This window comes from Vallitalea sp., from assembly GCF_025211055.1.
Classification (GTDB): Bacteria; Bacillota; Clostridia; order Lachnospirales; family Vallitaleaceae; genus Vallitalea.
On the sequence record NZ_JAOARO010000019.1, the window covers coordinates 1 to 23436 of the forward strand.

Below are 23436 nucleotides of genomic sequence, written 5' to 3' on the forward strand. Positions count from 1 at the left end.
GCTATAAAATAAGAAAGGAATGATTAGATATGTTTAAATTTATAAACAACGATACAGTTGCATTAGTATTTCTAGGATTTGTAGCAGTGATTGGTGCTATAACTAAGCAAGAAGTTATAGTTAGTGGAGCTATAGGGGCTGCAGGGATTAAATATTATATTAAAATTAAAGGATATTCTGGTTCAGGTCAATATAAGGTTAGATGTAAGAATTATACAGATGAAAATAGTAAAGCATATGCAATTAGGTGTTATGATGGTAAGACTGAAATAAGAAAAGAGGCAAATTTTTATTCCAGTAAATCTTATGGATGGATTGGATTTGAAGAAGAAGTAACTGTATTAGGGGTAGAAGGTCCTTTTTCAAAAATAGAATACTCAACAGGAAGTGGCTCTAAACAAGGGTATGTTTATACTAAATGTATTTTGCCAATTTCATTTAAAGATAAAGATAAAAATAAAGAATTACTTCCAGATGGGGAATGGTATAATCCATATAGTGATGGATGGTATATGACACAGGCATTTAATGATTTAGATACTGGTTATCAAGGACATTTAGGACATGATTTATTTAATGGAGCAGATCAATCAGTAAGAGCAATATATCACGGAACTGTAAAAGATGCAAAGTATTCTGGAGCAAATGGAGGAGATACGGTTAATGCTGGTCAAGCTCTTGGTATGGATGGGAAATTCAGGAAACGTTCCAGAACATTTACATTTGGGAGTATATACTGGGACTTATAGAGATAGTCCTTAGCTTTATTTTGGGCTATTTCTTGATTTAACTATATAATGAGTAGCTTTTTTAGATTCATTAGTATAATTATAAATAAAAATATTACAAGATTCTTGGGCATAATCTAAATAAGGTAAATCTCCATTTGATTTAATAATCTTTTTTAGACAAGCAATAGGGAGTTGTTTATCTTCACTAAATATATATTTATTAACTAATTGAGTTTTTTTATCATAGTAAATTAATGAGTTGTGAGTCATATGCCATATAATATTATTGTTAAAGATAAATATAGTAGTGTTTTTTTCTAGATTAAATATTTCATACTCATGTGAATTAATATTAAAAAGAATACAATAATCTGAGTTAGGTAATAAACTATCTATTGAATAGTTTTCCTTGAAAATACTCTTTGATTTATCTTTAATAGAGTATTTTGTTATTTGAAATCCAGTACTTGTATCTCCAAAAGTGTCAAGATATAAATTATCATTTTTATCCCAATATATCCTACCTGATGGACGTTCAAAACTACGATTTTCGTCAAGTTTTAAATATTCTTGTGTCTTTATATTATATATATATATTTTATTTAAATCTTGTTCAAAAAAAGAGTATGCTATTAGAGTTTTTGAATTATTTATGGAATATTTTAGTCCTCCATATTCATATTTTTTCTCATTTATATCTTCTGGTGGAAACCAATAGTTTTCTATTCCTAAATTAATTTTTTTGTTGTTTTTTATATCATAAATATTAGAACCAGTTAGAATTACTTGATCATTTGATAACCAACATACAGAATTATATTTGTGATCAAAAACATCTTCAACCATAACATAGTCTATTGATTCTGATAAATCATTTAGATAAAAAGATTTAATGTAAGTATCAGGAGCTAAAGTTTCTTTAATATAATTTTTTCCATCTGGAGAATAATATCTATGTTCAGGGTATATGTTTTCCTTAATCAATTCAACATTTAAAATATCCATGGTAATACTTTTAGAAGAAGTATTATTTTGAGTATTAGCTGAATTCTCATAATCTGATTTTATTAAATTTGGTTTAGACGAGTGATTATTAGTAACATCTTCTATTTTCGGTATATCTTCATTGGTATTCTTATTATTTGCTTTACGATTTATAATTTTATCGGTATTTAAATCAACTACTTGTTTATTTGTACAACCTGAAAATAATAACAGTGACAGTAATGAAATAAATACTAATAGTATTGATTTTCTATTATTATTTCTAATCATTATAAGACTCCTTTATTCTTTTGTTTTTTATATAAATAATAGTTTACAACATTTTAAATGTTATGTAAACAATAAAATTATTGAACAATAATATAGTGTGTCAACTAATTAGCATTAACAATAGCCTACCTTAATTACTAGCAAAAGAAAAAATTACTAATACCAGTTAACGTATTTAATTTAATATATTGTTAATACTAATAAAGAATTCTTAAAAAAATTTACGAATTTTTGAACAAGATTATAAACAACACAATGATGAGGTGAGTATATTGAAGAAGAATACAATTAGAGCTATAGCATTGGTTCTAGGATTAAGTTTATTTTCTTTCGTAGGATGTAAGACTTACAATAGAGATCCTAATACACCAAACAAAGAAAATAATAATGAAATCCAAAACAATGAAAATGTTGACATGAATGGTGACAACATGTAATTAAACTGAAATAAATATTATTATTTCAAGATTTAATACTTATTAAAATACGTTAAAAAATAGATTTAAAATTTCTAGGGTATAGAAGTTTTTAAATCTATTTTTTATTACAAGAATCTTATTAATGGATCTCATTTTATTCCACAAATGTCAGACGAGTGGACCATACGACATTCTTACTCTATATCTATTCAACTTTAACTTCTTTCTCAAGATAAGGGTATTTACCTCTTTTGACATATGTGGTGTGAAGATATTTTTTTGAAGTATTAGATAAAGGTTTACCTAAGAATTCATCATATATTTGTTTCATAACGGGATTTTCATAGGATTTTCTGATCTTGCTGTCTTTATCAATATTATAAAGAGTATCGGCACGATTATGTCTGTAGTCAAGAGATATCTTTTTATGGTCTTTACCACCTAAGATAGGTTGGCCACCACCGCCTACGCAGCCTCCGGGACAAGCCATTACTTCCATATAATCAAAAGGTTTTTCACCGCTTAGATGTCTTGTCAAAGCTTTCTTAGCGTTGCCTGTACCATGTGCTATCGCAATTCTTAGAGTAGTATCCCCAAAAGTTACTTTACCATATTTTAACCCTTTTTGACCTCTTGCTTCTTCATATTCAGGAACACCTATTTCTTCTCCTGTAATAAAATAATGAGCAGTTCTTACAGCGGCTTCTAATACTCCGCCGGTTGCACCGAAAATAGTACCTGCACTACTGAATTGATTAAAAGGTTCATCATATTCGCTATCAGGTAAGCTGCCAAAATGTATACCTACTGATCTTATCATTCTGGATAATTCTCTAGTTGTCAATACATAATCAACATTTCTATATCCGTCTGATGTCATCTCTGGGCGTGTAGCTTCAAATTTTTTAGCAGTGCAAGGCATTATAGCTACATTGACTATACTATCAGGATCAATGTTATATTTTTTAGCATACCAAGTCTTAGTAAGAGCTCCACACATTTCATGAGGAGATTTGCAGGTTGATAGGTTATGAAGCATATCAGGATAGAAATGTTCTGCAAATTTAACCCAAGCAGGACAGCAAGAGGATAGGAGAGGTAGTTTTTCAGGATGTTCTATGACTCTTTCCTTTAATTCACTTGCTTCTTCCATGATAGTAAGGTCTGCTGTAACATCTGTTGCAAATACTTTATCAAAGCCTAATCTTTTAAGGGCAGTAACCAGTTTTCCTCTAACCATAGTACCTACAGGCATATTGAAATCTTCTCCTATTGTAACTTGAATAGAAGGAGCTGTTTGAGCTATAACATGTTTAGTAGGGTCATTTAGAACTTTCCATACATCGTCAATATCTTCTCTGGCTGTTAGAGAGCCTGTAGGACAAGCAATAATACATTGACCACAAGTGATGCAAGTAACGTCACTGAGATCTTTTTTGAAGCTAGGTGCTATAACAGTATTAAGTCCACGATTTAAGGGAGAGTAAACATTACATTCTTGTATTTTATTACATATTGCCATACATCTTCTGCAATTAATACATTTATTATAATCTCTTTGAATAAAAACGTTATCGTTATGGAAACCGTAATCAGGCATCTCACCAGTATAAGGGATGTTTCTAATACCTAAGCTGTCTGCAACATTCTGTAATTCACAGTTTAGGTTTCTTATACATGTTAAACATTCTCTATGGTGATTGGATAATAGTAAAGTTACAGCAGTCCTTCTTGCATCTCTAACTTTTTTTGTATTGGTTTTAACCTTTAGTCCATCCCTGACGGGATATACACAAGAAGGCTGTAATGCCCTGATGCCTTCTATTTCTACAACGCATACACGACAGGCGCCTATTTCATTTATATCTTTTAGATAGCACAAACTAGGAATTTCAATATTAACTAGTCTTGCAGCTTCTAGGACAGACATTCCCATTGGGACTTCATAAGGGTTTCCATCAAAATATATAGTAACAAGTTCTTCTTTCAATTCTTGCTCATCTTTTTCTCGTATATTTTCCACTTTTTTAGCTCCTTTCTGGGTTATCGTTTATAAATGGCATCAACAGGACATTTTGGTATACAAGCTCCACATTTGATACAAATATCTTGATGTATATGGTAAGGGGGCTTCTTACGTACTCCTGTTATGGCATCAACAGGACAGACTTTTGCACATATTCCACAAGCAATACATTTATCATCAGAAATGACTACTCTAAGAAGGGAATTACAAACCCCTGAAGGACAACGCTTTTCTTTTATGTGAGCAATATATTCGTCTTCAAAATAATTGAGTGAGCTCAGTATTGGATTTGGGGCAGTTTGTCCAAGTCCGCATAAGGAACTATTCTGTATATTGACACTTAAGTCTTTTAATATATCAATATCTTCCATACTACCTTTACCTTCTGTTATACGTTCTAATATCTCAAGAAGTCTTTTGGTTCCTATTCTACATGGTACACATTTTCCACAGGATTCATCAGTAGCGAATTCCAGATAGAATCTAGCTATATCTACCATACAATCTGATTCATCCATAACAATCATTCCACCAGAACCCATCATTGAGCCTATATCCGTTAAGGATTTATAATCTATTTTAGTATCCAAATGAGACTTAGGGATACATCCTCCAGAGGGACCTCCTGTCTGTACTGCTTTGAAGTTCTTTCCACCAGGGATACCACCCCCAATATCATAAACAATAGTTCTTAATGTGGTTCCCATAGGTACTTCAATAAGACCTGTATTATTGATTTGACCAGCAAGTGCAAATACCTTAGTTCCTGTACTATCTTCTGTTCCGATACTGCTATACCAATCAGAGCCTTTTAACAGGATTATTGGTATATTGGCATAGGTTTCTACATTATTGTTAAGGGTAGGATATTCCCACAATCCAACTTCTGCTGGAAACGGAGGTCTTGGTCTAGGTTCGCCTCTAAATCCCATAATAGAAGATATAAGAGCGGTTTCTTCACCACATACAAAAGCTCCTGCGCCTAATCTAATATCAAGGTCAAATTGGAAGCCCGTTCCTAATATATTATCGCCTAATAGACCAACTTCTCGTGCTTGTTCAAGGGCTATTGATAGGCGTTCTACAGCAATAGGATATTCAGCTCTGACATAAATAAAACCTTGGTTAGCTCCTATGCAGTATCCAGCAACTAGCATAGCTTCTATAATACTATGTGGGTCACCTTCAAGGATTGAGCGGTCCATGAATGCACCAGGGTCACCTTCGTCAGCATTGCAAACAACATACTTTTTATCATTCTTGTAAGCACGAGCATATTCCCACTTTTCCCCTGTTGGGAAACCACCGCCGCCTCTGCCTCTAAGACCAGATTTCTTAACTGTTTCAATAATTTTATAAGGTTCAGGTTTATTATTCAGAATGTCCCCTATGGCTTTATAACCATCCATAGCAATATATTCATAAATGTTTTCAGGGTCTATTATACCGCAGTTACGAAGAGCGATTCTCTGTTGATGATTGAAAAAATCCAGATCATCAATTCTTTCTTGTATTTTATCTGTAGAAGGACTTTTATATAACAGCTTTTCAACTACTTCATTATTTTCTATATGTTCTTCTAGAATATTGTCTACGTCTTCTGGTTTTACACGGCAATAGAAAGTACGGTCAGGATGTACTACTATGATTGGACCAAGCTTACAGAACCCAAAACATCCTGTTTTAAATACTTTTACTTTATCTCCTAAGTGACGTTTCTTAATTTCTCTTTCCATTTTTTTTAATATAACCTGACTGTCTGAGGATGTACAACCAGTACCAGAGCATACTAATATATGATGTTTATTTATTTCTTTGTCAATGGAAGTATCTTTTAGTCTAATAGATAGTTTTTCATATTGTTCTGTTTGAAGTTCTTCAAGTTCTGAAATTGAACCAATAGGTTTGTAGTCCATAAGCTCATCTCCTTTATGAGTTTTTTGTATATTTATGGATTATTGAAGGTATATCTGAGGGAGATAGACGCCCATATACATCATCATTAATAGTTATTACTGGAGCTAGTCCACATGCACCGATACACCTAGTCGCTTTTAAGGTGAACATTTTATTGTGTGTTGTTTCACCAACATCCAAGCCTAATTCTTCTTTTATTGCTTCTAAGATATCAGAGGCACCTTTTACATAGCATGCTGTACCCAGGCAGACGCCTATAGTATATTTTCCAGTTGGTTCTTGTGAAAAAAGTGAATAGAAGCTCACAACTCCATTAATAGTAGATATGGGAATATCCATTTTTTCTGATATATATGATTGGACTTTGATAGGAAGGTATCCAAAGATGTCTTGAGCTTTTTTTAAAATATAGATTAACATACCATTTTTATCTTTGTATTTTAAAATAATCTTATCAAGTTTTTGATAATTTTCTATTTCATTCTTGTCAATTATTATTTCCATTAATCTGCCTCCTTGATATATTTTAAAAATAATCTTAATATTAGGCTATACAAATAAATGGAATTTTATTCTTGGTTTGAAACGATATTAGTCTTATATATAGTTTTAATGATAATTATTTTTTGTAAAAAATAATTATTAAGATAGAACTGGATTTTTATAGTAATATTTGAAGAATATGTATTATTATGACATTAATTTGTAATATTACTACCTTAATAATAAATTGTAATTATTTCATAAAAGCTTGATTTATAGGCAAATAATTAATTTTTTATTAAAATAAATTATTTGTAATAGGATATTAACTTTACATATAATAGTAATATTAAATTCATATTTTGGACATATTTATATGATAGGATAATTATGTAGAAACTACCCCCCCTTTTATTTATATATAAAACTTTTAGCCTATCCGTTAGGATAGGTTTTTTTTGTGTACATTTATGATGGGCAACAAAAAAATATCATTTTTTATAAAAATGATATTTTTAAAACATTAACTGTTTATATTTTTATCCTAAAATATAATAATTTCAAATAATATAAAACATTAATAATAATATACGATAATTAAGTATTACTCATATTTGAACTGAGATATACTTTTCTTCATTTTTTCAGCTAAGTTTGTTAACTCTTTAGTAGAACTATCAACTTCTATTATTGACGCTGTCTGTTCTTCTGTAGTTGCTGCAACCTCCTGTGTTGATGCTGCATTTTCCTCTGCAATAGCTGCTAAACTTTCAATTGTATCTATTATTATCTCCTTTTGTTTTTCCATTTCTTTTCCTGTATAGTTCAAGTTTTTAATAACATGTTTCATTTCCTGTAAAGCATCAGCAATATTCTCAAATTTATTGGTTGTTTCTTTTACTCCTTCTGTTTGTAATGTTACAATTTGCCCAACTTTTTCTATTGCAACAACGGCTTGTTCGGTCTTATATGCAAGAGATTTAATTATTAAATCTATTTCATCTGTAAAATTTGTAGATTGTTCTGCAAGTTTTCTAATTTCATCAGCAACTACTGCAAAACCTTTTCCTGAATCTCCAGCCCTAGCAGCTTCAATTGCTGCATTTAGAGCTAATAGATTGGTTTGATCTGCAATATTTTTAATCATTTGACTAGCATTTTCTATCTTTTCTGCACTTTTATTTGTATCAATAATTACCTCTCTTACTTCTGTAGTAACTTTTGCAGTATCATTAGTTTTTTCTACTAAGAAATTTAATGTTTTCATTCCTTCATTTTTATATTTTTCTACTTCTTTAGTCGAAATGTTTAATTTATTCATGAATTGTTGGTTTTTAATAATGACATCTCCTAATACATTAATACTCTTAGCACCATTTTCAGTTTCTTGTGCTTGATCATCTGCTCCTTTAGCTACTTCATCTATTGATCTTGCTACTTCATTAGCAGCAATAGCTACTTCATTACTTGTTGTTGTTAATTGTTCAGAAGACTTAGTAATGTGTTCAGAAGACACTACAATATTTCTAATAATAATTTTTATTGAGTTTTTCATCTTATTTAAGGCAGTTGATATTTCTCCAAACTCATCTGTATTTTTTAATAATTCATTAGGTATTTCTTTTGTAAAATCTCCTAATGATAAAATTTCTAAGCTTTCTTTTATCTTATTTATATTTTTAATAGTATACTTTGATAATTTCCCTAAAAATAATGCAAGTATAATAAAAATAAATATTCCAAATATTGCTATAATCTTAATATTTTCATTGATAGCAGTATAAATCCCTTCCATTGATAATCCAATATTTAAAGAACCAATATACTCTTCATCTATAAAAATAGGTATTATTACATTATAAACTTTTGTTTTTTCAGATACGTAATAATATTCAAAAGCATATAATTCTTTGTTTTCAATAGATTCTGATATATTCTCATTATCAACTGTTACACCAATTCTATCCTTATTATTATGTGCAATTATGGTTTTATTTTTATCCAAGACAGCAACATAAACTAAATTATCATTTATTGATAATTCTTCCACCAGCGTTTGATAATTAAATTTTTCTTTTAGTTTTGTAACTTCATTAGCGTTTATACCTATCTGAACCAAACAACCATCAGAACTTTTTAATGCTCCATATTTAACTAGATTACCAAATTTAGAATCTTTTCTTATTTCCTCATAAAATTCTTTTTGGTTACTTAATTTAAAATCATTTAATGGATGTCCTTTTGGCGGAATCCAACCGATATAATCATTAACTGTTGCATAAATAATTTCTCCTTCAGGAGTAAACCAATATAATTCGTCTACATTTAAATTCTTTGCAATAACTTTTAAATAATCACTGCTTAATACATCTTTATTTTCAATAATAACCTTACCTACTAAACTAATTTTATCTTCTAACATTTTATTAATAGTTTTTAAAGAGTGTGTATTGACTTTTATTTGTTCTACTACATTATTAGCAAAACTTATTCCATCTTTCTTCATTTGCTTTAATAAACTTTCTCTTACAAGCCATGACGATACATATCCAATAGTTATAACTCCTACTAACATTATAATAAGCGGAAAAACAATAAGGTTTCTTTTTATTGAAGTCTTCTTTTTTTTAGTTCTTTTCATTTGTTGTTCTCCTTAGATTCATTTAAGTTTCATTACTATTATATCCCAATTTCTCCCTATTATCAACTTTACTGAATTACTATATTTTTCAGTTTTGAGAAACAATTTTTAAATTAATGTATAATATCCCCAGGTGCAAACCACCTGTTTTACAAGTATTGATAATTGTATTTTATTAATTGACAAATCTCAAAACATAAACCATAATAATTATATAATGATTAGCAGGTCATTCTTACTTTTTAGATTATATTCAATAGATTTTACCAATATTTAAGGAGCATATTTATGAGATTAAGAAATGTTAAAGGTTCAGATAAAAAAGTATCAGAGCATTCAAGAATAATAGAGGATGAGAAAGATTATAAAGGAAAATGGAACGAAAAATTTGGGAATAACAATCCTATACATATAGAAATTGGAATGGGCAAAGGTAAATTTATTACAACCTTGGCTAAGAATAACCCTAATATCAATTATATTGGGTTTGAAAAATTTACGAAAGTATTAGTAAGAGCTCTTGATAATCTAGACGACGAAGAGCTTGATAATGTATATGCAATAAGAATGGATATTGAACAAATACTTGATGTGTTTGAAGAGGGAGAAATAGAAAGGATTTATCTTAATTTTTCTGATCCGTGGCCAAAAGATAGACATGCCAAAAGGAGACTTACACACCATGATTTCTTGGAAAGATATGAAAAAGTCTTAGCATCCAATGGCAGGATATGTTTCAAGACAGATAACAAACACCTATTTGAATTCTCTCTAGAAGAGATTGAAAAACATGATTGGAAAACAGAAAAAGTTACTAGGGATTTGCATAATAGTAGCTATGTGGAAGGTAATACGATGACTGAGTATGAAGAAAAATTCGTGAGTCTTGGTATGCCTATTTATAGATTGGAGGCATTTAAGGTAAAGATATAAACCGTCCAAAATAAGGAGGAGGTTCTCAGTGAAAAGGAAAATCAAGATCAAAAAAGATAAAAAATTAGGTAGAACATTTATTGATTTTTTTAAATTAAAAGATAAGTATAAGAAAGATTTTAGGTTTGGTGTTTTAAATACTTTGATAAAAGACCAACAGCTATTTGTTATGATTAATACTAATCTATGTTGCTTGGTAGATAATAGCGTACCAATGGATAATATAAAAATAATTGAAAAATATATCAAGGATAAGGGGTTCAGTAATATTGTCGTACCTATAGAAAATACTAACAAAAAATCTGTTTTTGGAATAATACTAGGTGCGAATAAGAATTCATCTTATAAACTAGGGTTCATACTTCCAAAAAATAACTTTGATAGAGAATTATTTGATAAGTTATTTAACATCTATGATATGGAAATTGGTATAGGATTAGTGAAAGATGAAGAGGAAACATTAGAAGATTTTAGAAAAGGTTACTTTGATACACTTTTCAACAATGAATATTTAGAGAATAATATATTTGTAGGTATTATGTTTGATAAGATAATAACTGACTTGGAAGTAGATGAAGATGAAATTAATAATTTAGTTAAGATATAAATAATATGTATATTTTGCAGTATTTCACATACCTTTAATATGAGAATATATGAAAGTGGTTCTATTTCATATGCTTTAGAGCAGAACTTTTTCTTATAGCATAAAAAAGAGGTGAACTCATGTTAGAGGATGGCAATAACAGGTCAACGTTCATAGGTAAAATAGTAGAAATAAAAAATGATGATCAATTTGTTGTTGAAACTTTAGATAAGAAAAATTATATTATTGTAGATATAACAGAAGATGTTATTTTTGAAAGTGGATTATCTAAAGATTTCTTGTTAGGTAATATAGTTATATTTGAAACAATAAAGTCTTTTAGGGTTACTGATTATCCCTTGCAACATAATGTCATAAAAATTATTGCTAATAATAAAGATGAGGTTATATCTGTAGATATAAGAGAAACATTAAGTGGATATCTGGGGGTATTTCCAGATGTAGTTCTAGATATAAATAATAGAGAGACAATGGTGAAGGAAAAAAGTATTATTGCTATTACATTAAAAGAAACATATACAAACTATGAATATGAAAAAGAAACAGAATCAGTAATGTTAATAAGTGAATCAAAACAACAACAAGAACAGTATAAAGAGCACTACTGGGCATTTGTAGCATTAGATAAGGGTATAACTGAAATTGCCTTTAATATTATAGATAGTAAAAAAACTAATTATGAAAAGATTAATTTTATAATTAACATTAAATAGTATAGTAAACAGGATAATTAATAAGAAAAAGTCCCTTAACTACCAAATTCTCATATAATATTATAGAATAATATTTTTATTTTTAAAGGCGTAGTACTTTAATAATACAGGAGAATGTATGAAATTTTCGGATAAAGTCAAATATAAGTATCTGCAACAAAGTTATGGGAAGAAAAATAAGAAAAAGCAAGAGTTTAATATTACAAAAAGTCTAGATGATATGGAAACTTATCTGGAAAAATTATTAGGAAAATATACTAAGAAGAAATAAATCAATTGGGGATGTAAGGTAATACGTTTTTGAATAATTATAAAATGTATTATCTTACATCCCCATTTTATTGTAATAAGTATGTAATTCATTTTGAATTAACCCATTCTATTAACTTTTAAATTACAAGAATTTCTTTTATAACTACATGAGCAATGAAAATAATTATTGATGAAATTAGATAAACATCAAATATTTTATCTTTACTTTTTATAGGTTCTATCTCTTGAGAAGGAGATTTAACAAATAGGTATTCTTTTTTATTATGTTTAACAGCAGCATAAAATAATAAAAATACTAGTGGTAAAGTAATAAAAGTTAGAATAAGTGGTATAGGCAATAAAGAAATAATTGCATCCTTACTCACTGCTTCTTGTGCAATCATGTCATAATCAATTGAGTTACCAAATATCTCTTGCAGAAATATTGCTAATTTGGCAATAACCATTTGTAAACCATTAATCAAAAAGTGTATGAGCATACTAGAAAATATAGAGCCAGTTATTTTAACTAGTATAAATAATATTATACCCATTACAAATGCATAAGAAAATTGATTTGCATTCATATGAAGCATACCAAAGGATAGACCACTGATTAGAGCTGCTTTAAAAATATTCACGTTTTTGTAATTGGTTAGAAGTATTCCTCTAGTAACTATCTCTTCATTAATTGCAGGAAGTACTGCAACTAATAGGAGTAACAGCCATAATGGAAGTTCTGCTAATGTAAATATAGTGCCAGATATTTTATTTTCAAAAAATATCTGTGATATTAGATTAATCAAACTTAATAGAGGTTGTATTAATAACCCAATACCTATTGCTAATAGAACATTGATGATATCAAGTTTTTTAAACATTAATGTTTTTTTAATAGACTGTTTTGTAATGATGAAGTATAGAATAACTGGGATTCCGATTAAACCAAGCTGCGGTATTAATATAGTACTAATAGAAGTCAGCTTAAAATTGAAATTCAATTCTAGATATGCAATGATTTCAGGAACTAGTAGTATTATTATTATAAGTATCAGTATGAATTTATTACCACGTTTTGTAGAGTTCATAGCTATCGGTCCTTTCTAAGGTTAAGTATATTAAGTAATTCACTTCTACTGTAACCAGTTTTTTTACATATCTTATCAAGTTCTTTTACCTTATCGGCAAAAGATATAAGGGAATTTCTTTATACAGCATATTGTAAGGTTTGCTTTATGCATATTATACTATATATTATTAATTTGTGTAAAACATTATTTATTAATATACTCCATAGTTTTGAGTAAATAGAAAAAATAAGGGTTATATTTTTTTTAGTAAACTTAATCATGAACTTGATATTCATACTTTTCCTATTAATAGACAACTCCATTCAAAGCATAAATTTCATGCCAATAATATTATGAAAAAATATATTCAACTTTTTTTAAATAATATTAAACCTTTTAAATAATAACCAAATTATTGAAATTAATGGTATAAAGTGGTATATTTAAATTAATATATACACATTATATATTATAGCTGAATAAATATTATAAAGAGTAACTTAGATTTAACTTAGATATAATATTTTTAAATAATAAAATAATATCAAAAAAGGTATTGACATATATCACTATATTAGAATATAATGATATTATAATAAATACAAATATATTTAATAAGGAGGTTTTATTTATGGCACTAGCATTTACAGATCTTAATTTTGAAGCGGAGGTTATTAACTCAGATATACCAGTACTAGTTGACTTTTACGCAGATTGGTGTGGACCATGTAAGATGATGGCACCTGTTATAGATGAATTGGCAAAAAAATATGAAGGAAAAGCTAAAATCGGAAAATTGAATGTTGATCAAAATGGTGAAACAGCTCAAAAATACAGAGTAATGAGTATACCTACAATGTTGTTAATCAAAAATGGTCAAGTTATAGACACTGTAGTAGGAGCAGTTCCAAAACAACAATTAGAATCAAAAATTGAATCAGCTATGTAGAGTAACATAACAAAATGTATAGACGAAGAGGTTATTTAACTTCTTCGTCTATTTCTGTTTGCATATTAAGCATGGCTTGTTCTTGTTTTTTATGCATCTTCATTGCATATTTCTTATTTATTTGTTTATCTATAATATTTTTGATTACTGCGAAGAAAGGTACACCTAAAAACATTCCAATCAAACCAAATAGTTTTCCACCAACCAGTATTGCAAAGATAACCCAAAATGGACTAAGTCCTGTTGAATCTCCAAGAATTTTTGGTCCTAATATATTACCATCAAATTGTTGAAGAGCTAATATTATCAAGGCAAACCATAAGGCTTGTATAGGGCTGATTATGAATACCAATATAATCCCTGCAAAACCCCCTATAAATGGTCCAAAATAAGGAATCATGTTAGTTATACCTACGAAAACACTAATCAATAGAGCATTAGGTATATGGAATAACATAGTAATTATAAAGCATAGGACACCTATAATTAATGAATCAATCAGTTTTCCGACGAAAAATTTGGAAAAAATCTGATGACTATCTTTTAATATGGCGAGTAAACTATTGGATGTATTTTCTCTAAACAAAGCAATAATACCTTTGTTAAAACTAGCTAATGATTTCTCTTTACTGGCTAATAAGTATATAGCTATAATAAATCCTACTAAAACATTTAGAAGACCGAAAGTAAAGCTTTTTGTGAAATTCAAAAGGGAAGGTGCAATATTACTAAATACATCATAAACATTGTTTAGTGCTACAGGTATATTATTAAGGTAATCATCAATTAATTGGTTGATAGCTTTAGGATCAATGGATTCTATTGAGCTATTATTAACAAAATAATTTATTTTATTAATCAACTCTGTAATCAACTCTGGTAATTTGTTTATTATATCAGCTAAGCTATTTAAAAGTTCTGGAATGATAAAAGCTAAAATAATTATGATGAAACCTAACACAGTGATATATGAAAATAATATAGCAAGGGATCTTTTGGCTCTTGTACTTTTAATACTTTTTTTTCGTATTCTAATCTTACCTATCAATTTCTCAAACCAGACTACTAACGGATTAATGAAATACGCTATCAAAAAACCAATTATAAAAGGTGATAAAGTTGATAAAGTTTTTTTAAAGAATATTTTTGTTTCTTCCCAGTTACCAATGAATTTATAAAAAACTAAGCTAACAAAAATAACTAAGACTGCATAAATACTTATAGTGGTATATCGTTTATTCCATTGAATTTTCATATTTTGCCCTCCTCAACAGTTAAATCCAACGTATAAATATGAAATAATATATTTCATATTTTGTTATATATATTGAAATTAAATATATTTTATATCTAACATAAAATTTTTAAGTATATTATTTATAATTTCTTGGAAAAATATTATAAAATGACTCATACGAGTAGATAAAAAATTAAAGTCAGTATCATATATAACTACATAATAACAAATATTACTAGTATGTATAGTAATATTAATAAAAATTAATATAAAATTAATAATTTTAAATAATGATTATAATTCTATCAAAATCAAGTATGTTAAGTCTAAAATCATATCAATCCTAGTTTTTCTAATGATAATAATTATTACCAAATGATTACAATATATACAAATATTACATTTATTAAGATGTAGGGTTTTATGTGAATAATTACATGTTTTTTAGGGTAAACATTATATATTGATAGATATAAATTCTTAGATGTAATATATTTTTAGAGTTAAAATATATAACAATATTAGCGTTTTTAATAATTTCCATTATAGGATAGGATATAATTGGTGTTGACAAAAGTATAAAAGATAGGTATTATAGTGTTACCGACCGACCAGTCGGTCGGCATTAACAATATGTGAGAGGGAGAGGAGACGAATATGTTATCAAAATTCAGTGTAAAAAAACCCGTAACCATAGTAATGATAGTACTCATTTTTATAATATTCGGAGCAGTATCATTTACTCAGCTAAGTACGGATCTATTGCCAAGTATGAACATTCCTTATGCCGCAGTATCAACCACTTATATAGGAGCAAGCCCTGGGGAAGTTGAAAATACTGTATCAAAAAATATTGAAAGTGCACTGGCGACTGTGCAGAATGTGAAGAAAATACAATCTATTTCATCAGAGCATAATTCTATAGTTATAGTAGAATTTAATGAATCAACTAACATGGATGTAGCAATGTTAGATATGAGGGAAAAGCTCGATATGGTCACTGGTTATTTTCCAGACGAAGTAGGTTCTCCTATGATTATAAAATTTAATCCAAGTATGATGCCTATTATGGGATTTGCTGTTACCAAAGAGGGCAGTAATATGTCAGAAGTAGGAGGTTTTGTAGAAAATATTGTTAAACCAAGATTGGAGAGGATAGAAGGTGTAGCTTCTGTAACTATCAATGGAGCTATTAAAAAACAGGTTGAAGTTACACTGGATTCAGATAAAATGGAACTGTTAGGTATTGATAGTGATATGATATCTAAACTATTGCAAGGTTCTAATTTTGATATGCCTGCTGGACAGATTACAGAAGGTGATAAGGATATAACAATCCGTACATTAGGCAAGTTTGATAGTATAGAAGATATTGAAGATTTTATTTTAATGGAAATACCAAAAGAAATGCCAAATACTATCTCTGATAATATGTCAATGCCTGAAATAAAAATAGAGACTACGACTATAAGATTAAGTGATATTGCAACAATAAAAGAAGTAGCAGGAAACAGTAAAATGTATTCCAAAGTTAATGGTGAAGATAGTATTTCACTTATGATTCAAAGACAAACAGAATTCAATACTACAGATGTTTCTAAAAAAGTTAATGTTACTATAGATAAGATAAAAGAAGAATACCCAGACATGAATATATTGGTTACATTAGACCAAGCCAAGTATATTAACGATATGGTTTCTTCAGTTACTATTAATGCAATAGTGGGAGCAATACTTGCAATAATAATATTATTCATATTCTTGAAAGATCTAAGACCAACCATTGTTATCGGTGTAGCTATACCTATTAGTATAATTGTATCATTTACATTCATATGGTTAAGTGGTATTTCTCTTAATGTTGTATCATTAGGTGGATTGGCACTTGGAACCGGTATGTTGGTGGATAATGCGGTAGTTGTTCTAGAGAATATCTATAGAATGAGAAAAGAAGGAAAATCCAGAGTTTCAGCAGCTATAGAAGGAAGTAAACAGGTATCAGGAGCTATCATAGCTTCAACACTAACAACCATAGCAGTATTTTTACCTGTTATATTCGTTCAGGGTATGACAGCTCAGATATTCAAAGAAATGGCTATAACTGTTACACTTACATTACTTGCCAGTTTATTGGTTGCTTTGACATTGGTACCAATGTTATCGTCAAAACTTATTAAGAAACCAGATACAAGTACTCATCATAAAGCGATGGACGGATTTAGAAACTTATATATAAGATTATTAAAAGGATCTTTGAAACATAGAACTTTAGTTGTTATACTAACAGTTATCCTATTTGTAGCTAGTATTTTTGGAGCTATGACAATAGGAACGGAACTAATGCCTACTACTGATGAAGGTCAGATAACAATTACCGCTTCAATGCCAAAAGGTACTACGTATAATAATACAGTAGCTAAGATAAAAGAAATTGAAGATATACTCATAGATTTCCCTGATATAGAGACTATCAGTACTTCTGTAGGAAGCAACGGAGGAATGGGTCAGTTCATGGGAGGCGGGTCTACAGATAGTGGTACACTCAACTTAACCCTTGTTCCTAAGTCAGAAAGAGATAAAAGTACCCAGGAAATCTCTGATGATATAAGAAATAGTATATTAGGCATGGTAGAGTGTGACCTAGAAGTAAACCCAGTTTCTAATATGATGGCTTTCTCTACTGTACCTGTTCAAGTTGATATAGCTGGTACTGATTTTGATAAATTAGAAAAGCTTGCTAAGGAAGTTGAAGCTATTGTCAAAGATATTGATGGAACAGTTGAAGTTGATAATGGTATTTCAAAAGGGGCACCCGAACTTAACATTACATTAAACAGAGAATTAGCAGGACCTCTTGGTATTACTACAGCTGCTGTGGCAGGTACAATAAGACAAAGACTTATAGATGTTAAAGCTACAACACTTGACTTAGATGGTAAAAAAGTAGATGTTTATGTTAATAAGACATCTGATACTGAGCTTCAGACAAAGGATATTGGAGAACTTCCATTTATGTCTATGACAGGTAAAACTGTTAAATTAGGAGATATAGCTAAGATTGAAGAAGGAGTAGGTTATACTTCAATCAATAGAACTAATCAAAAGAGAGTCATAAGTGTTACTAGTAAACTAGAAAAAGGAGTAAGTGCAGGTAATGTTGGTAAGATATTAGACGAGAAATTAAAAGAGATAGATATACCTGATGGTTATAGTATAGAAAATACCGGGGAAAATAAAGAGATCAAGGATGCTTTCGTTAGTCTGTTATTAGCATTGCTTTTAGGTGTAGTACTAATATATATGATTATGGCATCACAATTTGAATCTTTCCTATATCCATTTATTATCCTATTCAGTGTGCCACTAGCATTTACAGGAGCATTTATTGCATTATTCATAACTAGAACACCACTTAGTATAGTAGCATTCTTAGGTATGATTGTGTTATCTGGTATTGTTGTTAATAATGGGATCGTATTAGTAGATTATATAAATAAACTAATAAAAGTTGGAAAATCTACAAAAGATGCTATAATAGAAGCTGGAAGTGTTAGGATAAGACCTATTCTAATGACAGCTCTAACAACTATATTGGCTGTAATTCCAATATCTCTAGGTATTGGTGAGGGAGCAGAAATGATTGCTCCACTAGGTGTAACAGTTATTGGTGGATTGATAATGTCTACATTTTTAACACTGATAATTGTACCAGTCATCTACTCAATATTTTATGGATTCAAAAAGAAGATTTCAAAAAAAGCTTAGTATTATATTTATAAAAGAGGGATAGATAGATGATGAGCAAGAAAAACCTGTTATATGAAGCGGCTATGACAATTATGATAAGAGAAGGCGTTAACGGACTTACTATATCTAAGGTTGCTAATGAGGCCAATATTGGTAAAAGCACCGTATATGAATATTTTAACAGCAAAGATGAACTCATATATAAAACTATTAATTATATGGGAGAAAAATATGTAGAACAAATACAACAAAAGCTATTTACTGATAACAAGGGGTTTGAAATAACCATTAAGGGTCTTATAAGAATTATTATTGCAACCATAAGGCAAGGAAATACTAACTTCATATTCATGATAAGTGAATGCGATAAGACCTTCAAATCTAAAGTAGATACTCATGAACAAATCAAAAATATTATGCTTGGAATTAGAATGAAGCTATATAATCTCTTAGAAGAAATAATTGATCTAGGGGTTAATGAAGGTATTATAGATAAGCCAAAAGATAAAATGACCTTTGTCATTTGGCAGAACCTTTTGGTGATATTATCTTATGAGTTTTCTGGTGAAGATGTATTCCTAGAACAAAATAATATCACTATAGGTGATGACGAAGAAAACATTAACACAATATATAATCTCTTATTAAAAGTCTTTAGAAGCTGAAATTACTAAAAATAAAAGGCTGTCACCATATTCAGTGGTGGGAGCCTTTTAAAATTACATCATTTCTTTTAAATCATCCATTAATCTTTCTGCTTTATGCATCATTTTTTTACCTTTTCTTTGCACTTTACGCATATCACGTTTGTCCATATTTACAAGTGCCAATGATGATGCACCAATTACACTTCCTACTATTAAACCTGTTGTAAATTTCATTAATTAAATCTCCTTCCTAAATACACTAAGAATAATACAATAAAGGATAATAACAATGTATGTTAATATTCTTTTATACTTTCATATATATTTTGGGAAATTATGATAATAATTATACTGGTAAAAAATGAAAAGATAAATTTTATCCACAAATTTTTATCCACAAGGATAAAAAGCGACATAATTATTTGGATTAATTATTTATAGAAGCGAAGGAACACCTTAACTTTGTTAATAAATTAACCTTATCGTATATTTTTAAAAGATTATTTTTATTAATATATAACGATATTTTAGTTTGAGACATGACATAATTGTGTATAGTTATTAAAGTTATCCCCAAGAAAATGGGGTTATCAACAGGAAAAATGTGGATAACTACCAAAAATGATTAGATTTTTACATATATACCAAAACCATGAAGCAGGGCAACTTCATGGTTTTGACTGGAATAGCAATATATGTATACTGCTTTTTAATAAGTGTACTGATACCTTCCTAAAGGTACTTTTCTTAGAACAAAGGGCATTGCTCTAGTTGTTTTTTACAAATTTAATGAGTATGTATTAAAATACTCCCTCTATTATATAAGATGTTAAACACCCAAAAAGGTTACAAAAAGATTGAAAAAAACTTAAAATGATTATATAGTACCATGATAAAATAATAAAAATAGGTCATAAGACTTAGCGAAAATATTGTTGAGATAAAAAATAATATATGTCATAATATATAATGGATGAAAAAATTAGTTTCAATAATTAATGTTAGGAGAATACATATGGCTAAGTTATTCTTTAAATACGGCACAGTTTTTTCTGCAAAATCTTTGAACCTTATAGCTACAGCTCATAATTATCAAACACAAGGCAAAGAAGTATTACTTTTAATTCCTAAAATAGATACTAGAAGTGACGGTTATGTTTCAACGAGAGCAGGATTCAAAATGCCAGCAGAGCTAATAGATGAAGGTACAGATATCTATAATTTGTATGTTTCTCATCGTAAACAAAAATATAATATTGATTGTATACTTGTGGATGAATGTCAAATGTTAAAATCTAAACATATAGATCAACTTAGAGAAATTGTTGATGAGTATAATACACCAGTCATTTGTTATGGTCTTAGAGTTAGTTATACTTTAGAATTATTTGATGCAAGTAAAAGACTATTTGAACTTGCGGATAAACTAGAAGAGATAAAGACTGTTTGTTGGTTTTGCAATAATAAGGCTACCCATAACCTAAAGATTGTTGATGGAAAGCCGGTATATGAGGGTAAGCCTATTGATATCGGAGGACTTGAGAAATACGTACCTGTCTGTTATCATTGTTTTAAGAATCCTAGAGAAATATTATGATGTAATTATTCTAAGAAGTATTCTTATATATAAATTATATGTATAGCCCAGATTCTTTAAGATTTAGCATTCAAAGGGTCTGGGCTATATTATTACCTATATTTTAAAAAGTATCCACTTACAGGTATTTAATTCGTATTTTAATTCACAGGATTTTTCCACACCATTTATAGCAACTAAACATGCATAACTTCTCATAGGATTTCCTGCAATCTTTTCTTCAGTATGATATAGAACTTTGTTTACTTTAACTGTTTTTAGTTGGTGTTCTTTGGTTTCGAGTCTGAACCTTAGAGGCATTAAGACTCCTTTTAAATTAAACCATCCAATCATTTCAATAGGTTCCATGATTACTTTCATAAAGTCACCTTCCTTTCTTAATATGCATTCAAAACTTATAAAAGGCTTGACATAATAGGATAATTTTCTTCTGGCATACCTCCATTAAGAGGTCTTAGACCACTATGCAAAAATGAAGCTCTAATAATAGAAGTATTTCCATATCTTAAACGAATCTTATCAATTGATTCATCAAGAGCTGTGTATTTTTCATGTTTATCAAAATCAAACAGAGACAGCTGTGTATTGATTTTTGAAGAAAGAGAAGATATTCGAACTCCAAGGTGTCTGATAGGTTCTTTGTTCCAAGCTTCGTCAAATAAAATACAAATAGCTTTATAGATATCATTAGTTATATCCGTAGATTCTGCCAACTGCATTTGATGAGATAGTGAAATGAAATCATGTGATTTTATACTTACGCTCACCATTTTTGCTATCATGTCAGAATCTCTTAAACGCATACAAACCGTCTCAGTAAGGGATAATAAGATAAGCTTGGCAGTACGGGAATCTGTTACATCAAATGAAATGGTAGTAGAATTACCAATACCTTTCGCTTCGGGGGAACATGGTTTCACAATGGAGGTAGCTATACCATTAGCATAAGCATGTATAAGGTATCCATGACTCTTAAAATGGGTATATAAGAGTTTTGGGTCTGAATTTGCTAACTCGCCTATGGTATAGATACCTAGTTTTATAAGCTTTGCATTGGTTGCTCTACCTACCATGAATAAGTCGCTTACTGGCAAAGGCCACATTTTCTCCTGTATCTCATTTGGAAATAACGTATGAATCTTATTAGGCTTTTCAAAATCTGATGCCATTTTAGCTAATAGTTTATTGTTAGAAATACCTATATTAACGGTAAATCCTAATTTCTTTTGTATTTTGTCTTTTAGATGATGGGCAAAGCTAATGGGAGAGCCAAAATGGTTGCTCATATTAGTATAATCAAGAAAACATTCATCTACGCTGTATCTTTCAACAAGAGGAAAATATTCCTTGAATATATCTACCATTGCATCACTACATTGCATAAAAAGTTTATAATTAGGAGGTACTATTACAAGAGATGGACATTTCTGACGAGCGCTAAATAATGATTCACCTGTTTTTATACCATATTTTTTAGCAGGAATGGATTTTGCTAATACTATCCCATGTATAATTAGAATGAAAAGTGTTCAACTTCCTCAAAACCTTTGTATATCTAGGGTTGCACAACTTTATTCTATTCCAGACAAATTTTACAGGGAAATTGATCTCTTTATGATAGAATAATGATAAGGTTAATTAATAACTGTTCATATTTTCAATACTCTCATAATATTAACTGAATCATTCTCATTAAATGCATAGAAGGGAGATCCAATGTTAACAGTCAAAGAAATTAAATATGGTAATGAATCAACATTTAAATTCATTGTTTCAAATACCAATAAGATTGATTATGAGCAAACCATACACTTCAAATCTGTAATTAAGGAGTATTCAGGCTATAATTTTATGTACATATATACTCCAAGCATGGAAGTTATATCTAGTGTGTTCGAATTTTTAAATTTTCAAATGAGGGATTATGCAATAAATTCCCGGATAAAAGCTTTGCAAGCTTTAAAACTATTATACACTTTTGAAAAAGTAATAGATACAGATTTTACAAAATTTACTGCTCAAGATGTTATGTCGTTTAGAGCTTTTTTAAGAGTAAGCGTCAAACCTTGCACACATACTAATGCTAATCTCTATCTGGTATAATAAATAACAAAGCCTCACCTATAGTTGTTATATAAGTAGAGGCTCTGATGGTATTATTTTTTGATAGGTACTTTGCAATCATTAGGTAA

Annotated in this window: 21 protein-coding genes; 11 read left to right on the forward strand and 10 right to left on the reverse strand. The window is 29.2% G+C overall.

The window, feature by feature from the left end; all coding sequences use genetic code 11:
• Window positions 1-29: 29 nt before the first annotated feature.
• A complete protein-coding gene (locus N4A55_RS02625) occupies window positions 30-749 on the forward strand; it encodes a hypothetical protein (protein WP_293753910.1) in 720 nt (239 codons plus the stop codon).
• Between the two features lie 15 nt (window positions 750-764).
• On the opposite strand, the gene N4A55_RS02630 is transcribed toward N4A55_RS02625, so the two are convergent.
• Window positions 765-2006 carry a hypothetical protein gene (locus tag N4A55_RS02630; RefSeq protein WP_293753911.1) on the reverse strand — a complete coding sequence of 414 codons (1242 nt, stop codon included), beginning with the start codon at window positions 2004-2006 and terminating at the stop codon, window positions 765-767.
• Between the two features lie 272 nt (window positions 2007-2278).
• Here N4A55_RS02630 and N4A55_RS02635 point away from each other — a divergent pair, with 272 nt between their 5' ends.
• A complete protein-coding gene (locus N4A55_RS02635) occupies window positions 2279-2443 on the forward strand; it encodes a hypothetical protein (protein WP_293753912.1) in 165 nt (54 codons plus the stop codon).
• 187 nt (window positions 2444-2630) lie between these two features.
• Here N4A55_RS02635 and N4A55_RS02640 read toward each other — a convergent pair whose 3' ends face one another.
• The 4 genes from N4A55_RS02640 to N4A55_RS02655 all read right to left on the reverse strand — a co-directional run bounded on the left by N4A55_RS02640 (window position 2631) and on the right by N4A55_RS02655 (window position 9492).
• Entirely contained in the window at window positions 2631-4448 is a 1818-nt protein-coding gene (locus N4A55_RS02640) for an NADH-dependent [FeFe] hydrogenase, group A6 (RefSeq protein WP_293753914.1), read from the reverse strand.
• Between the two features lie 20 nt (window positions 4449-4468).
• Window positions 4469-6262 (reverse strand): NADH-quinone oxidoreductase subunit NuoF, encoded by a 1794-nt coding sequence (locus tag N4A55_RS02645; protein ID WP_334303775.1) that lies wholly within the window; start codon window positions 6260-6262, stop codon window positions 4469-4471.
• Between the two features lie 118 nt (window positions 6263-6380).
• Window positions 6381-6872, reverse strand: a complete 492-nt coding sequence (locus tag N4A55_RS02650; RefSeq protein WP_293753917.1) for an NADH-quinone oxidoreductase subunit NuoE family protein — start codon at window positions 6870-6872, stop codon at window positions 6381-6383.
• A 583-nt stretch (window positions 6873-7455) separates the two neighbouring features.
• Entirely contained in the window at window positions 7456-9492 is a 2037-nt protein-coding gene (locus tag N4A55_RS02655) for a methyl-accepting chemotaxis protein (protein ID WP_293753919.1), read from the reverse strand.
• A gap of 288 nt (window positions 9493-9780) precedes the next feature.
• Here N4A55_RS02655 and trmB point away from each other — a divergent pair, with 288 nt between their 5' ends.
• The 4 genes from trmB (at window position 9781) to N4A55_RS02675 (ending at window position 12016) form a co-directional block, all read left to right on the forward strand.
• Window positions 9781-10425, forward strand: coding sequence for a tRNA (guanosine(46)-N7)-methyltransferase TrmB (gene trmB, locus N4A55_RS02660; protein ID WP_293753920.1), 645 nt, complete (start codon window positions 9781-9783; stop codon window positions 10423-10425).
• Window positions 10426-10453: 28 nt separating this feature from the next.
• A complete protein-coding gene (locus N4A55_RS02665; RefSeq protein WP_293753921.1) occupies window positions 10454-11032 on the forward strand; it encodes a hypothetical protein in 579 nt (192 codons plus the stop codon).
• Between the two features lie 119 nt (window positions 11033-11151).
• Complete coding sequence (locus tag N4A55_RS02670) at window positions 11152-11745, forward strand: hypothetical protein (RefSeq protein ID WP_293753923.1); 594 nt, start codon at window positions 11152-11154, stop codon at window positions 11743-11745.
• 118 nt (window positions 11746-11863) lie between these two features.
• The gene (locus tag N4A55_RS02675) at window positions 11864-12016 is read left to right on the forward strand and encodes a hypothetical protein (protein ID WP_293753925.1); all 153 of its coding nucleotides are present in this window, start codon (window positions 11864-11866) and stop codon (window positions 12014-12016) included.
• A gap of 118 nt (window positions 12017-12134) precedes the next feature.
• Here N4A55_RS02675 and N4A55_RS02680 read toward each other — a convergent pair whose 3' ends face one another.
• The gene (locus N4A55_RS02680; RefSeq protein ID WP_293753927.1) at window positions 12135-13085 is read right to left on the reverse strand and encodes a CPBP family intramembrane glutamic endopeptidase; all 951 of its coding nucleotides are present in this window, start codon (window positions 13083-13085) and stop codon (window positions 12135-12137) included.
• A 613-nt stretch (window positions 13086-13698) separates the two neighbouring features.
• Here N4A55_RS02680 and trxA point away from each other — a divergent pair.
• Window positions 13699-14016, forward strand: a complete 318-nt coding sequence (gene trxA, locus N4A55_RS02685; RefSeq protein WP_293753928.1) for a thioredoxin — start codon at window positions 13699-13701, stop codon at window positions 14014-14016.
• 31 nt (window positions 14017-14047) lie between these two features.
• Here the strand turns inward: trxA and N4A55_RS02690 are convergent, their stop codons facing one another.
• Entirely contained in the window at window positions 14048-15271 is a 1224-nt protein-coding gene (locus tag N4A55_RS02690) for an AI-2E family transporter (protein WP_293753930.1), read from the reverse strand.
• Window positions 15272-15910: 639 nt separating this feature from the next.
• On the opposite strand from N4A55_RS02690, the gene N4A55_RS02695 reads away from it, so the two are divergent.
• A complete protein-coding gene (locus N4A55_RS02695; RefSeq protein WP_293753931.1) occupies window positions 15911-19018 on the forward strand; it encodes an efflux RND transporter permease subunit in 3108 nt (1035 codons plus the stop codon).
• Window positions 19019-19047: 29 nt separating this feature from the next.
• A complete protein-coding gene (locus N4A55_RS02700; RefSeq protein ID WP_293753933.1) occupies window positions 19048-19665 on the forward strand; it encodes a TetR/AcrR family transcriptional regulator in 618 nt (205 codons plus the stop codon).
• A 54-nt stretch (window positions 19666-19719) separates the two neighbouring features.
• Here the strand turns inward: N4A55_RS02700 and N4A55_RS02705 are convergent, their stop codons facing one another.
• Window positions 19720-19881, reverse strand: a complete 162-nt coding sequence (locus N4A55_RS02705; protein ID WP_293753934.1) for a hypothetical protein — start codon at window positions 19879-19881, stop codon at window positions 19720-19722.
• Window positions 19882-20662: 781 nt separating this feature from the next.
• Between N4A55_RS02705 and N4A55_RS02710 the strand changes: the two genes are divergently transcribed.
• Window positions 20663-21244 (forward strand): thymidine kinase, encoded by a 582-nt coding sequence (locus N4A55_RS02710; RefSeq protein ID WP_293753935.1) that lies wholly within the window; start codon window positions 20663-20665, stop codon window positions 21242-21244.
• A 96-nt stretch (window positions 21245-21340) separates the two neighbouring features.
• Here N4A55_RS02710 and N4A55_RS02715 read toward each other — a convergent pair whose 3' ends face one another.
• Both N4A55_RS02715 and N4A55_RS02720 read right to left on the reverse strand, forming a co-directional pair.
• A complete protein-coding gene (locus N4A55_RS02715) occupies window positions 21341-21604 on the reverse strand; it encodes a hypothetical protein (protein WP_293753937.1) in 264 nt (87 codons plus the stop codon).
• Window positions 21605-21639: 35 nt separating this feature from the next.
• The gene (locus tag N4A55_RS02720; protein ID WP_330666287.1) at window positions 21640-22764 is read right to left on the reverse strand and encodes a Y-family DNA polymerase; all 1125 of its coding nucleotides are present in this window, start codon (window positions 22762-22764) and stop codon (window positions 21640-21642) included.
• Between the two features lie 196 nt (window positions 22765-22960).
• Between N4A55_RS02720 and N4A55_RS02725 the strand changes: the two genes are divergently transcribed.
• A complete protein-coding gene (locus tag N4A55_RS02725) occupies window positions 22961-23347 on the forward strand; it encodes a hypothetical protein (protein ID WP_293753938.1) in 387 nt (128 codons plus the stop codon).
• Window positions 23348-23436 lie beyond the last annotated feature (89 nt).

Coding starts and splice junctions, on each gene's coding strand:
- trxA (WP_293753928.1), top strand. CDS start 13,699: ATGGCACTAGCATTTACAGATCTTAATTTTGAAGCGGAGGTTATTAAC.
- N4A55_RS02690 (WP_293753930.1), bottom strand. CDS start 15,271: ATGAAAATTCAATGGAATAAACGATATACCACTATAAGTATTTATGCA.
- N4A55_RS02725 (WP_293753938.1), top strand. CDS start 22,961: ATGTTAACAGTCAAAGAAATTAAATATGGTAATGAATCAACATTTAAA.
- N4A55_RS02650 (WP_293753917.1), bottom strand. CDS start 6,872: ATGGAAATAATAATTGACAAGAATGAAATAGAAAATTATCAAAAACTT.
- N4A55_RS02695 (WP_293753931.1), top strand. CDS start 15,911: ATGTTATCAAAATTCAGTGTAAAAAAACCCGTAACCATAGTAATGATA.
- N4A55_RS02710 (WP_293753935.1), top strand. CDS start 20,663: ATGGCTAAGTTATTCTTTAAATACGGCACAGTTTTTTCTGCAAAATCT.
- N4A55_RS02625 (WP_293753910.1), top strand. CDS start 30: ATGTTTAAATTTATAAACAACGATACAGTTGCATTAGTATTTCTAGGA.
- N4A55_RS02705 (WP_293753934.1), bottom strand. CDS start 19,881: ATGAAATTTACAACAGGTTTAATAGTAGGAAGTGTAATTGGTGCATCA.
- N4A55_RS02715 (WP_293753937.1), bottom strand. CDS start 21,604: ATGAAAGTAATCATGGAACCTATTGAAATGATTGGATGGTTTAATTTA.
- N4A55_RS02675 (WP_293753925.1), top strand. CDS start 11,864: ATGAAATTTTCGGATAAAGTCAAATATAAGTATCTGCAACAAAGTTAT.
- N4A55_RS02655 (WP_293753919.1), bottom strand. CDS start 9,492: ATGAAAAGAACTAAAAAAAAGAAGACTTCAATAAAAAGAAACCTTATT.
- N4A55_RS02630 (WP_293753911.1), bottom strand. CDS start 2,006: ATGATTAGAAATAATAATAGAAAATCAATACTATTAGTATTTATTTCA.
- trmB (WP_293753920.1), top strand. CDS start 9,781: ATGAGATTAAGAAATGTTAAAGGTTCAGATAAAAAAGTATCAGAGCAT.
- N4A55_RS02670 (WP_293753923.1), top strand. CDS start 11,152: ATGTTAGAGGATGGCAATAACAGGTCAACGTTCATAGGTAAAATAGTA.
- N4A55_RS02680 (WP_293753927.1), bottom strand. CDS start 13,085: ATGAACTCTACAAAACGTGGTAATAAATTCATACTGATACTTATAATA.
- N4A55_RS02700 (WP_293753933.1), top strand. CDS start 19,048: ATGATGAGCAAGAAAAACCTGTTATATGAAGCGGCTATGACAATTATG.